Here is a 12762-nt window from a genome sequence, read left to right as displayed (position 1 = left end):
ACTGAGGTCGATAAAAACGCGAAAGGCCCGTTTATCGGGCCTTTAAGCGTTAAGCGCTGATCTTAGCTTTCTGCATTTCGCGCGCATTCAGCTCTTTCAACTTGCGGCGTAACAGGGCAGACGACGAGCGTTTTTTCCTCTGAGCTAACTGGGCTTTAATGGCGGGCAGATCGGGTCTGGCCAGCCATTCAGCAATCAATAGTGCCCTTAACTCTTTATACCTGGTTTCGACCGGAGCCAAAGGGGTTGTTTCATCGTGTTTATTGTATAACGACATAGCAAGCTCTCCCTGTAGTCACTACTTTATAAGCCCGGAAACAGTCCGGGATTAAAGGTTGCGGCGCTTTCTTTGGCAACCCTGTCCGGCGATTGTAGCGTAGTTCATTTTTTAACCCAAGCAAAGCATCGTAGATCTCCTCAAGGGGTGTCGGGCGATTGCGGTCAACGATCTCTCCTGATGCAGCCTGGAAAACAAAACCGCCTATAAAGAAGCTTTCATGGTGTGCCATTAACGCCAGGAGTACGCTTTTGAAAACGACAGCACTGCCTAATCCTGCAAAGCTGATATGGCGGAAATCGCCCAGGCACTCCAGACCATCGAACACGTCAAAACAGACTTCAGCCAGCCCGTTAACCGGAAAGGCGATACCGGGTGGCATCCGGTATCCGATGCGGTTAAAGGTTTGTTCATCTATCCGGTCGCCAACGATGACGGTGTAAGTCTCATTACCGACAACAAACACGTAGCTGTGATAAACCTGACGATCGTAAATGAATTTTTTTCGCCTGATTTCGTAGTTTTCAAGATAAATATCTTCTTCAATGCGCACTTATCATCCCTGCAGGCTGCATGTGAATCTTTAAGCCGTGATTTTTCAGTGCCTGCTCAGACCGGTCAAAAGTCCCTGGTAAAAATATGGTTATTCATTCCAGCATATCGGCCGCTGTTGCTGATAACCGACATCGTTTTGTAAATCAGCCCGCAAACTATTCAGCTATTACGCCCCCTTATCGCGCAGCCCTGCGCCATCATCGTGCTGGAAAAATAAACAGTCGCCTCCACCTGGCATCATAAGAATTCGATCTTGTATCCCAGCCCGTATTCCATCTGGCATCCCCATGTCAGACCGGATGATTCACCGCTAACTGGCACGCTTCATGCACTAGCTGACAGGTACACTTTTGGCGAGGTAACCCATGTTTGACTCCTTATTAGACGAAGATGCCACCACGATGGCCGCTCTGATTCGCAGCGGGGACGTGTCGGCGTGCGAGCTGACCGTGGCGGCGCTGGCGCGGATGGAACAGCGGGAACCGGCGATACAGGCTTTTTGTACCCCGACGCCTGAACTGGCGATGGCACAGGCCAGAGCCGTGGATGCCCGACGGGCACGCGGAGAAACACTGGGCGCGCTGGCGGGGGTACCGCTGGCGGTGAAGGATTTAATCTGCACCGCAAACGTCAGAACCACCTCCGGTTCGGCGGCGTACAAGGATTTCGTGCCGGAAGATGACGACATCACGGTGGAACGGTTGCTGGCCGCCGAGGCCATTCTGCTTGGCAAAACCACCGCACCGGAGTTTGGTTACAGCGGGGTCGGGCACAATCCGCTGTTTCCGTCGCCACGGAATCCCTGGGATTTGAGCATGACGCCAGGAGGGTCCAGCGCTGGTTCGGGTGCGGCGGTGGCGGCGCGGCTCTGCCCGATTGCACTGGGCAGCGACGGCGGCGGGTCGGTACGCATTCCGGCGGCGCACTGCGGTATTTTCGGCTTCAAGGCGTCGATGGGCCGGGTGCCGCTCTGGCCCGGCTGTCGTGATGAACGTTACCCCGGCGTGTCGAGCTGGGAGTCCCTGGAGCACATCGGTCCGATGACGCGCAGCGTGCGCGATGCCGCGCTGATGATGTCGCTGATGGCCGGACCGGATATGCGCGATCGCCACTCAATTCCCTGCAGCGATGTGGACTGGCTGGGCGCGCCACATCATCTGCCAGGCAAACTGCGCATCGCCTTCAGCGTGGATTTTGGCTATGTGGCCGTTGATCCGGAAGTGCGGGCAGTGGTCAGCGCGGCGGTGCAGCGTTTTGCCGCTGAAATCGGTGCTGAACTGGAACTGGCCGATCCGGGCTTCCCTGATCCATCGGCGGCTTTTGGCGCGCTGGTGGCGATGGAGAGCGATCTTACCGGCATGCGCCAGATGATGGCGGAGCAGGGCAGCGAGATGTCGCCGCATCTGGTCGCCATGCTGCAGCGCGACTGGCGGGCGGAAAACTTTACCGATGCTATCACCACCCGCAAAGCGGTCAGCAACAGCCTGTGGCGCTTTATGCAGCGCTTTGACCTGCTGATTACCCCGACGCTGGCGGTGCCGCCGTTTCCACTGGGGATGCAGGGACCGGAGATCATTGATGGCCGCATGGTCCGCAGCGATCACTGGCTCTCGTTCTGCTACCCCTTCAACTTCACCGGTCAGCCTGCCGCGTCCGTACCCGCTGGCTTTACCGCTAGCGGCTTGCCCGTCGGTCTGCAGATTGTCGGACGTCATCTTGATGATGCCTTAGTGCTGGCTGCCAGTGCCGCTTTCGAGCGCATTCAGCCGTGGAATCACCTTCAACCCGGAATCGCCCAATGAAAACGTCTACTACGCCTGCGCTGGAGCAGGAGTTTGAACATGAGCCGGTACCGCTGTCGCACCGTCATTCTACCCGCTCCGTCTCGGCCGTCTGGTTTGGCTTTCCGATGATCCTCACCAATGCGCTATTTGGCGGCATCATTACCTGGCATCTGGGATTCTGGCCTGCGCTGATCGCCATTCTGCTGGGAAACCTGGTGCTGTTCGCCTATGTCGGCGCGCTGAGCTGGTACGCCGGTAACAGCGGAATGAATTTCGCCCTGCAGGCCAGACGCACCTTTGGCAGCAAAGGCTACATCCTGGTCTCGGGTTTTCTCTCGACGGTGGTGATCGGCTGGTATGCCTTCCAGACCGGCCTTACCGGCACGGTCATTAATCAGACCTTTGGCTGGAATGCGCTGGCGGTGACGGCCTTTGCCATGATCCTCTATACCGGGATTACGTTCCTGGGCGTGCGGGCGTTGTCGGTGCTGGGGATGATCGCCGCGCCGCTGTTTGTGGTGCTGGGAATGGTGGCGCTGTGGCTGATTAGCAAACAGCACGACTTCTCCGTGGTGACGCAGTGGAAGGGCAGCGCCAGCGCAGCCGGTGCAATGAGTATGGGCACCGCCGTCACCATGGTGGTAGCCGGTTTTGCTGACTCCGGCACCATGACCGCTGACTTTACCCGCTGGTCGAAGAATGGCCGTTCGGCGGTGATCGCCGCGTTCTCTGCCTTCCCGGTCGCTAACGTCATCTCCTACCTGTTCGGTGTGGTGATTGTGGCCGTAGGCGCAGCGGTTGATCCGCTGACCAATGGCGGTAACTTCCTGCCGATGCTGATGGGGCACAGCGCCTTTTTGTCGGTAGTGGCCTGCCTGTTTGTCTTTATCAATCTCGGATCGGTCTGCACGCACTGCCTCTACAACGGAGCGGTGGGCTTCAGTCATCTGTTCAGCAGCAAAATGCGGCTCTGGACGCTGATCCTGGGTGCCATTGGCGGCGTGCTGGCGCTGGCGGGCGTCTGGTCTTACTTCCTGGAGTGGCTCAGCCTGCTCGGCATTGTGGTGCCGCCGTTTGGTGCCGTGATGATCGTGGATTTAATTTTTATGGCGCGTATCAGCGAGCAGCGTCCGGCACAGCGTTTTCGTGGTACTGCGTTTGCCGCCTGGGCGATTGGCAGCCTGTGTGCGGTGATCGCCCACGTCGCTTTCCCCGAGTTCGGTGAAGCGGTTATTGGTCTGGTAACCGCCGCCATCAGCTACAGCCTGATCAGCAGAATGCGCATGCCGCGCCCGGTAATGGAGAACAGCAATGTCCGACTATAGCGTTAATTCAACCCCCTACGCCTGGCCGTTTGACGGCACTTTTACGCCGGCTGATACCGCGCTGATCGTGATTGATATGCAGACCGACTTCTGTGGCGTGGGCGGCTATGTCGACAGCATGGGCTATGACGTGAGTCTGACCCGGGCGCCCATCGTGCCGTTGCAGCAGGTGCTGGCAGCGATGCGCGCCCGGCAGTTTCCGGTTATTCATACCCGCGAAGGGCACCGGCCCGATCTCAGTGATTTGCCCGCCAACAAACGCTGGCGCTCGCGACGGATGAACGCCGGGATCGGGGATGAGGGACCGTGCGGCCGTATTCTGGTGCGCGGTGAACCGGGCTGGGAGATAATCCCGGAGCTGGCACCGCTGCCGGGTGAAGTGGTGATCGATAAGCCGGGTAAGGGATCGTTTTATGCCACCGATCTGGAGCTGATATTGCGCAGTCGCGGCATCCGTAATCTGATCCTCACCGGCATTACCACGGACGTCTGCGTCCACACCACGCTGCGCGAAGCTAACGATCGCGGCTTTGAGTGCCTGGTGCTGTCCGATTGCTGTGCTGCGACCGAGCAGCGCCATCATGAAGCGGCGCTGAGCATGATCCATATGCAGGGCGGCATCTTTGGTGCGGTCGCCCATTCTGCCGCGCTGCTGGATAGCCTGGGGGTTTAACGTCTCTGGCCGGGAAAAAAGGCGATGGCCGACTCAGGCTGTCTGGCGCATCGCGCTGTCAGACAGCCTGAGTGCACAAAGCCGCGCTCCGGCCATCCACTCAGGGGATTACCCCTGTTGTACTTCGTCTGGCGCGGATAAGGTCATCAGTGCTGCGAGCTGATCGGCGGGCACCGCCTGACTGAACAGATAGCCCTGCAACTGATTACAGCCCGCATCTGCCAGCGCAGACATCTGCCCTGGCGTCTCGACGCCTTCTGCTGTCACCATCAGACCCATGGCATGACCCAGTTTCACCACCGATTCAACAATTGCCACTGAATTTTCCGCCACGCCCAGCGACTGGGTGAATGAGCGATCGATTTTGATTTTATCCACCGGAAAGTTGCTGAGATAGTTAAGGCTTGAATAACCGGTGCCAAAGTCATCCAGCGCAATCCGGAAGCCCGCTTCACGCAGCGCCACAATAATGGCGCGTGCTTCACGTTCATCTTCGATTAACACCCCTTCGGTGATCTCCAGTTCCAGGCGCTTCGGATCGCCGCCGCTCTGGCTGACAATCGCCATCACCCGCTCAACAAAGCCGGTAGAGCGGAACTGAACCGGCGAGACGTTGACCGCCACCAGCAGCTCGGGAAAACGCTGCTGAGTGACGCAGGCTTCAGCCAGCACCCATTCGCCCAGCGGAATAATCAGGCCGGTCTCTTCGGCAATCGCGATAAATTCAGCGGGCGCGATCAGGCCGCGCGTCGGATGGTGCCAGCGCAGCAGCGCTTCGATGCCCACCATCTGCTGACCGCCAATATCCATCAGCGGCTGATACCACACCTCCAGCCCCTGATGGGTATGCAGCGCCGTACGCAGGTCGGCAGCGATGGTCTGTCGGGTCCGCACCGACTCATCCATCGCCCGTTCAAACTGACGATACGTGCCGCGTCCGCCGCTTTTGGCTTCATACAGCGCAATATCCGCTTTGCGCATCAACTCCAGCCGATCGACCCCATCTTTGGGTGCCAGCGCCAGTCCGATGCTGGCGCCACTCCAGACATCGCTGCCAAACAGTGTAAAAGGCTCACTCAGTTCATCGATAATGCGCTGCGCCAGGCTCTGCACCTGGCCGATATTATCGACGTCCGGCATTACCACAATAAATTCATCGCCGCCGATGCGTCCTACCGTATCGCTGGCCCGCACGATATTGCTCAGTCGCTGTGCGACCGCGATGATCAGTTCATCTCCGGCGTGATGGCCGTGGGTATCGTTGATGGTTTTAAAGCGGTCGAGGTCGATGAGCAGCAGCGCCACCCGCTGATCGTGGCGCGTCGCCAGCGCCAGCGCCTGGGTTAAGCGGTCTTCGACCAGTGCGCGGTTCGGCAGGCCGGTCAGCACATCATGAAACGCCAGATGCTGGGCCTGAGCCTCTGACGCGCCGAGCCTGAGCATGGACTGCGAGAGGTTCACCGACGAGTTCCAGAGTCGCCGCACCATATAAAGGCAGAGCAGGGAGATCGCCAGTACCGCCAGCCCGGTAGATGGCCCGATGGTGCGCAGCATCTGCGCACCGGGACGGGAGGGGATCCAGTTCAGATAGCCAACCGCCTCGCCTGCCTGCGCGATCAGCAGATAGCGCGCGCCGGTTCCCGGCTGTGGCGTGCCATCGGAGAAGTGCAGCCCCTGCAGCTGATTGCGTTCTGCCAGGCCCGCCAGATAGCCGTCATCCAGAAATTTCAGGCTCACCAGCCGGAAACGCGGCAGGGCAGTATCATCCCGCTGGATGTTACCTACAGCCAGCGCGGCGGCACGGTTTGTTATACGGGCATAATCGGCGTTATCCTGGCGCGCCGGATCGTTGACCAGCGGGCTTTGCAGCACCTCACCAATCAGCGGGTCATCTGCAGGCGCGGAGACCGGCTGGCCTTCGCGCCAGACTCTGACGATCTGATTTTGCTGGTCCAGCACCAGAATCAGCTGATGGCCGAACATCTCATACAGCCACAGCCCAATGTTCTCATCCAGCCACCTGCTGCTGTTGCCCTCCGCCAGATGCTGCTCAAAGGGTCCCCAGCGCGACAGGCTATGCAGCTGGCGCAGATGCTCATTCAGACTCTGTGAAAATGAGGCTTCAATCATCCGTTGCTGCTGATGCCGGGCCTCAGTATTGGTGAGTGAGGTGCCGATAAACAGCGCAGCCCCTGCACCCACAAACGTCAGCAGTAAGATAGCCACCAGCGGCACCAGGACTTCACGCAGGAAACTGCGACGAAAATCAGAGGAAAGTTTAAGGGTGTTAATCATATTGTTGTTTTTCTCAGCAGCAGGGGAACAGCTTAAAAATTAGCAGATTGCAAAAAAACGTCCACGCAAAGCGTTGCGCCTGGAGGTTGTAGCCATGTTTTTGCTGCCAGATGGCCAGGGCAGGCTAAAAAATGGAGAGCGGAAAAGTGGCTGTGTTGTATCAGATATTTTAATGATGTTGGGCAGGCCGGACAGTGACATAAAGGCCGCATTCTGCTTCCGTATCAGTAGCCGTAAGGCTGGCGCGCGAAAGCCTCTCTGGCCGCATCACCGCGCATTTCCTGTTAACTTCGCCGCTATGGTTCATACTCATGTGCGCTGATTGTGTTACGAACGGATAACCGTGAAGACAACGGTTACTGAGTTTGTCACTTATCTGACAGCCTGAGGTTGTCAGCTTACTATAAGGGAAAATAATGCCATTGTTATTCGGTGAGTTATCTGGTTTCCCGTCATGGGTGCCTGTTGTATTACTCGTCTCGCTCTCTTTTGTGCTGGGATTTCTGGCCCGCCTTATCCTGCTCCGGTTCATCCGCTACTGGCAGATTCGTGACAGAAAGCTCTTCAAATCCCTTGAGAAGCATCTTAGCGGCTCGATGTTCTTTTTTATTCCGTTATTAATGATTAATGTCGGCGTTAATTACATCGACTTCCATCCGGAATCTCTCTCTTTAATCACCAATATCATCAATGTCTTTATTATTATGTCATTTTGCTCGGTCTTAATCCGGCTGACCAACGTGGCGCAGGATATGCTTTATATCCGCTATGACATTAATATTTCCAATAACCTTCGTGCGCGCAAAATTCGCACGCAGATTATCTATGTCAAAAAAGTAGTTATTGTTATCCTGGTTCTGTTCTGTGTTTCGCTGATTCTGCTCAGCTTCCCTGGCGTCCGGAAATTCGGCACCACCATTCTGGCGGGTGCGGGTGTCGCCGGTATCATTATTGGTTTTGCGCTGCAGAAGTCGCTGGTTAATCTGTTTGCCGGTATTCAGATCGCCTTTACCCAGCCTATTAAAATTGATGATGCGGTAGTGGTAGAAAAAGAGTGGGGCTGGATTGAGGAGATCAACCTGACCTATGTGGTGGTGCGCATCTGGGATTTGCGTCGGCTGGTGTTGCCGATTACCTACTTTACCGAAAATCCGTTTCAGAACTGGACGCGCAATAACGCCCAGATCTTAGGCTCGGTGTTTCTTTACGTGGATTACTCCATGCCGCTGGAGCCGCTGCGCAAGCATTTTGAAAAGGTGCTGAGCGAAACCAAACTCTGGGATCAGGAAACCTCTGTGCTTCAGGTGACCGACACCACCGAGAAAACCATGACCATCAGGATGCTGATGACCGCACAGAACTCTCCGATCGCCTTTGATTTACGCTGCTATGTGCGCGAGAAGATGATTGAGTTTATTCAGCAGAATTACCCGGAAAGCCTGCCACAGGTGAGAGCGTCACTGACGGATAGCGGGGGTGAGAAGTCAGGAAGGGCAATGGCTGAATAGAGGGTGTTGGGGGAGGGAGCGGTAGTTTGAGCGGGGGTTAAAGCCCCTGCAAAATTATTGCTCCGTTCTTCATTCAGAGGAAAGGGGCGCCAAAGATAAATGCAACCTGCTCTGGCGCTTTCATGTCGCTCAGGCAGAATGCAGCGACACGCTGCGCACTTACCTCCTGTCTGGCTCACTCGATTCATCGTAACTGGCGCCGCTTGCGGATGCTTTCTGCTGGCTATTCCTTAAACTGCCGTCAAAACACTGTCAGCCGTCCCCGCCTCAGCTGAGCTGTTTACCGTTACAGACAGCTGTAAAGGAGCGATACCAGGACAAAAAAAGAGGAGCCAGGCTCCTCTTTGGTAATGCATAAGTGTATTAACGCACGATATGCAGGAAGTGCAGATGCTTCTCATACTGGTCGAGAATATCGTTGATAATCTGCTCCTGATTCCAGCCCATCACATCATAATCCTGACCACCTTCCTTGAGGTAGACAACAGCACGGTAATATTTCTGCTCTTCTGCTTTCTCGCCGTCAGACATCCCTGCCAGTGCAAAGGTGGGCTGCAGATAGGCGCGAGCACGAACTTCATAAACAAAGTTGAGTTCATTACCCAAGTCCACCTCAAAGCGAACGCGGTCTTCAACATCATCCCGGGTATGAGACACGGTATTCTGTTTCGCCAGTTCCTGCTCCACCATCTCCATCGCCGGGTAGATGACCTCCGTCATGAAGCGTTTAACCTGTGAGCGTTTCGGGAAGTAGGCAATGTTACGCAACCGTCGCTGCCACGGAATCGGGTTACGTGCAGCCGTGGGTGCAATGGTCGCAATCTGCTTACTGTCGCGCTTCCAGGCGTCAACGCGTAACGCCTTGAGCAGGCCATATATCGACATTAACAGAATAACCGCGAAGGGCAGCGCGCTGGCAATAGTTACGGTTTGCAGCGCCTTCATACCGCCCGCCAGCAGCAGCGTGACGGCCACCACCCCCATCATGGCAGCCCAGAATATGCGCTGCCAGACCGGGGTCTTGTCGGTGCCACCCGATGCCAGCGTATCGACCACCATAGCGCCTGAGTCCGCTGAGGTGACAAAGAACACCACGACCATTGCCATGGCAATAAAGGAGAGCACCGAGCTGAACGGGAAGTGCTCAAGAAAGTTGAACAGTGCCAGCGTCTGATCGCTCATAACTGTCTGCGCCAGGTCAGTGGCACCCTTCTGCATAATCAGCCATATTGCGCTATTACCGAAAAAGGTCATCCAGAGCAGCGTAAAACCTGCGGGCACAAACAGTACGCCAGTGACGAACTCACGGATGGTACGCCCGCGCGAGACGCGGGCGATAAACATACCCACAAATGGCGACCAGGCCAGCCACCAGCCCCAATAGAACAGTGTCCAGCCGCCGAGCCACTTACTTGATTTAGGTTCATAAGCGTAGAGGTTGAAGGTTTTGGTGACCAGTTCGGAGAGATAGCCGCCGGTATTTTCCACAAAGGATTTCAGCAGCAGTACAGTTGGACCGAGTGCGCCCACCATAATCAGCAGCAGTACTGCCAGACCCAGGTTAATTTCCGAAAGAATACGGATGCCTTTATCCAGTCCGGAGACCACTGAGAGTGTAGCCAGCGCGGTGATGACGACAATCAGAATCACCTGCATGGTCTGATTGACCGGCAGGCCAAACAGGTGATTCAGTCCGGCATTAACCTGCAATACGCCATAACCCAGCGAGGTCGCCACGCCCAGTACCGTACCGATCACGGCAAAAATATCTACGGCATGCCCCATCCAGCCGTAGATGCGGTTACCGATAATAGGATACAGCGCCGATCTCAGCGTCAGGGGTAATCCGTGACGGTAGCTGAAGAACGCCAGAATCAGCGCCACAATGGCATAAATTGCCCAGGCATGCAGGCCCCAGTGGAAGAAGGTGATACGTAGCGCTTCCCGTGCGGCCTCCACGGTCTCCGGCTGGCCTGTAGGAGGGGCCATGTAGTGCATCACGGGTTCTGCGACGCCGAAGAACATCAGACCAATACCCATGCCAGCCGAAAATAACATGGCAAACCAGGAGTGATAGCTGAAATCGGGTTCTGCGTGGTCGGGGCCGAGTTTGATATCGCCATAACGAGAGAAGCCTAAATAGGCTACCGTCAGCAGGATTAATGCCACTGCGAGAATATAAAACCAGCTGGCGTTCGCAAACAGCGAGCTTTGCAGGGCTCCGAACTGCACATCAGCCTGTTCAGGAAAAAGTGCAGCAAAGGCCACCAGAATAAAAATAAGGGCGGCAGAGGTGAAAAATACCGGCGGATTAATCTGGCTTCTTTTGTGTGGCGTTTCAGTTTCTGATGAAGACATAAGTATCCTGCTCAATGTGAATGAAGACCAAATGTAACAATCAGTGTGGAAGAGTAAAAGCGATGCGGCATCAGGTGGCTAACTATTAAGCAGGCCGTCTGCATTACCTGCGTCAATCTGCCAGCGGGAGACACGTTCAACAGCATCTTTGTCTGCTTCACAAGTCATCGCAACATTTGCGCGCGTCAGAGCAAGCTGCGCATGGCGCTTTGCATCAGTGGCATAACGATGAGGAGCAATCATCGCTAACGCATGCAGCGCTTTCTGCAGGCGAAGTTGCACTTCAACCAGAGCGGCACCATCGCGCGCAATCCCGGTGAACATATCGTCGAACATATCGCTAATCTGAGTGGGTCGCATAAAGAGCTGAGAATAATGCGCTGTGGCAGAGTCAGCTGGAGCGGGAAGGCTGAACAACCTGACTGCCCGCCCGATAATGTCGATTGCAGTGCCGGGATCGTTAACGGCCGGAGATAAAGCACGAGAAGCAATTTCAGACAGGACACACAGCCCAAAGCGGGGATCCTGCTCAAATGAACGCTGCTCACCCAGCGTAAAGGCGTTACGCAGTATCTGTTGCTCGTCAGCGGAAAGCGGCTGGCTACACCAGAGCAGCGGGGCACCACAGTGAACAAAACTGCCCGGTTGGGCAGCAAGATAAAGATTACAGCCACTCTCTTTTGCGAAGTCGTAGAGATGTTGCAGGTCCAGATGCTGCAGATAGCCCGTCTTCAGCGGGTAGACGCTTTGGCTGAAGGCCGTTTCTGGCAGGATACCGTTCCAGTAAGCGCAGCCCATACAGGGTTGCTGGAGGCGATTATGAAGCGCAACCGTCGTGGCTTCCTCAACGCGACGCGATGTGTCAGACATACGACCAAACTGCGCCAGATGCTGTATCCAGCGCAGCAGAGTAATAACAATCATCGCAATGACCGCAAGGGTTACAAAAAACAGAACAACGCGGCCCTGTGAGCCATAAGCGCCCATGCCGAGTGCGATAATGCCCACCAGACTGTATAGAAAAGAGCCGATAAAGGTTGCCAGAACATTCTGCGTCGTCCCATCCTCAAGTAACAACACAGTAGCGCGAGGCGTAACGCTGCTGCTGGCAGAGTTATAAGCAGAGACCATAATATTGAGCGAAAAGGTGGTAACAGCCAGCATACTTGAGGCGAGGATGGCCAGTATTTTATCCACCGCGTCACTGCCCACGATGCCTGATACAGAGACCGGTATGAAGGGTTTAATCGCAATAGCTACCAGTGCAGTAATAATTGCCAGTACAGCGAATAGTGAACTGCGAAACCAGAGTTGTCGGGTCAGTCGGTGAATAAGCCATTGCGTTTTAGACATCATGTCACCTGTTGTTATGAGCTTTTCATTTGCCGCTCAACATTGTCCTGCATCACCTGGCGCAAAGCAGAGCGCCAGCACGTCGTCCATACAGAGCTTAATGCGCTGAAAAAATGTTATCAGTGATGTGAAGAATAGCAGCACATAACGGCAGAACATCGTCATACGGATTGCTTCCAGTCATCGACCTGGCGCGGGGTAGCGGCCGATCACGTTTTCAGACTGACCTGGTCTATTTGGCTCCAGAATAAGAATAGCCCCATGATTCAGCATTTACATCTGCACGCCCTTACAAAAATCCTGCCGGACTGGACAGATTCAACGCTCCTCTCACGTATCCAGTGCTGCCTCATAGGGCTTTCTTTTGCCCTTCAACGCGCTGACCCGTCCGGGCAAAGATTGACCTCATTCCTCTTTCGTTTATAGTTATCTGCCTGTTCTGGTCAGTTTTCCGCTGAGATCAGACTTCGCTGCCAGCGTTTATCATCGCAATCCGTTGGTTAATTTCAGTCCTGAAGGCATCCTGTTGCCGTAAAGGAGAAATCAAAAAATCATGCGTCTTACGCCACCCTGAGTCGTCACCCTCCTCTGTCGCACTGAGTGACTTCAGTCGCGAATCCTTAAACATCCCGTC

At 55.4% G+C, this 12762-nt stretch carries 9 protein-coding genes; 4 read left to right on the top strand and 5 right to left on the bottom strand.

From position 1 onward, the window contains the following. Positions 1–49: 49 nt before the first annotated feature. Both FOV68_RS03955 and FOV68_RS03950 read right to left on the bottom strand, forming a co-directional pair. Positions 50–277 (bottom strand): hypothetical protein, encoded by a 228-nt coding sequence (locus tag FOV68_RS03955; protein ID WP_031591088.1) that lies wholly within the window; start codon positions 275–277, stop codon positions 50–52. Next, the gene (locus FOV68_RS03950; protein WP_031591087.1) at positions 261–830 is read right to left on the bottom strand and encodes a hypothetical protein; all 570 of its coding nucleotides are present in this window, start codon (positions 828–830) and stop codon (positions 261–263) included. Before FOV68_RS03950 ends, FOV68_RS03955 begins: the two co-directional genes overlap by 17 nt. Positions 831–1197: 367 nt before the next feature. On the opposite strand from FOV68_RS03950, the gene FOV68_RS03945 reads away from it, so the two are divergent. Genes FOV68_RS03945 through FOV68_RS03935 form a run of 3 tightly spaced genes read left to right on the top strand, consistent with a single transcriptional unit; the run spans position 1198 to position 4614 of the window. Then, a complete protein-coding gene (locus FOV68_RS03945) occupies positions 1198–2634 on the top strand; it encodes an amidase (protein WP_143789102.1) in 1437 nt (478 codons plus the stop codon). Next, a complete protein-coding gene (locus FOV68_RS03940) occupies positions 2631–3941 on the top strand; it encodes a cytosine permease (protein WP_031591085.1) in 1311 nt (436 codons plus the stop codon). The genes FOV68_RS03945 and FOV68_RS03940 overlap by 4 nt, the downstream gene beginning before the upstream one ends. After that, positions 3928–4614: a cysteine hydrolase family protein gene (locus FOV68_RS03935; RefSeq protein WP_099257505.1), complete on the top strand. Its 687-nt coding sequence runs from the start codon at positions 3928–3930 to the stop codon at positions 4612–4614. The genes FOV68_RS03940 and FOV68_RS03935 overlap by 14 nt, the downstream gene beginning before the upstream one ends. A 108-nt stretch (positions 4615–4722) precedes the next feature. On the opposite strand, the gene FOV68_RS03930 is transcribed toward FOV68_RS03935, so the two are convergent. Continuing rightward, positions 4723–6909 (bottom strand): bifunctional diguanylate cyclase/phosphodiesterase, encoded by a 2187-nt coding sequence (locus FOV68_RS03930; RefSeq protein WP_143990352.1) that lies wholly within the window; start codon positions 6907–6909, stop codon positions 4723–4725. 416 nt (positions 6910–7325) lie between these two features. On the opposite strand from FOV68_RS03930, the gene FOV68_RS03925 reads away from it, so the two are divergent. Continuing rightward, the gene (locus tag FOV68_RS03925; RefSeq protein ID WP_039388861.1) at positions 7326–8417 is read left to right on the top strand and encodes a mechanosensitive ion channel family protein; all 1092 of its coding nucleotides are present in this window, start codon (positions 7326–7328) and stop codon (positions 8415–8417) included. A gap of 363 nt (positions 8418–8780) precedes the next feature. Here FOV68_RS03925 and FOV68_RS03920 read toward each other — a convergent pair whose 3' ends face one another. Together FOV68_RS03920 and FOV68_RS03915 are read right to left on the bottom strand one after the other, a co-directional pair. After that, the gene (locus FOV68_RS03920; protein ID WP_039388859.1) at positions 8781–10775 is read right to left on the bottom strand and encodes a choline BCCT transporter BetT; all 1995 of its coding nucleotides are present in this window, start codon (positions 10773–10775) and stop codon (positions 8781–8783) included. Positions 10776–10853: 78 nt separating this feature from the next. Continuing rightward, the gene (locus tag FOV68_RS03915; protein WP_064703653.1) at positions 10854–12128 is read right to left on the bottom strand and encodes a DUF2254 domain-containing protein; all 1275 of its coding nucleotides are present in this window, start codon (positions 12126–12128) and stop codon (positions 10854–10856) included. Positions 12129–12762: the final 634 nt, after the last annotated feature.

The sequence above is a fragment of the Pantoea sp. paga genome, assembly GCF_007558755.1.
In the GTDB taxonomy this organism is placed as follows: Bacteria; Pseudomonadota; Gammaproteobacteria; order Enterobacterales; family Enterobacteriaceae; genus Pantoea; species Pantoea agglomerans.
This window is presented reverse-complemented; position numbering and strand designations above follow the sequence as displayed.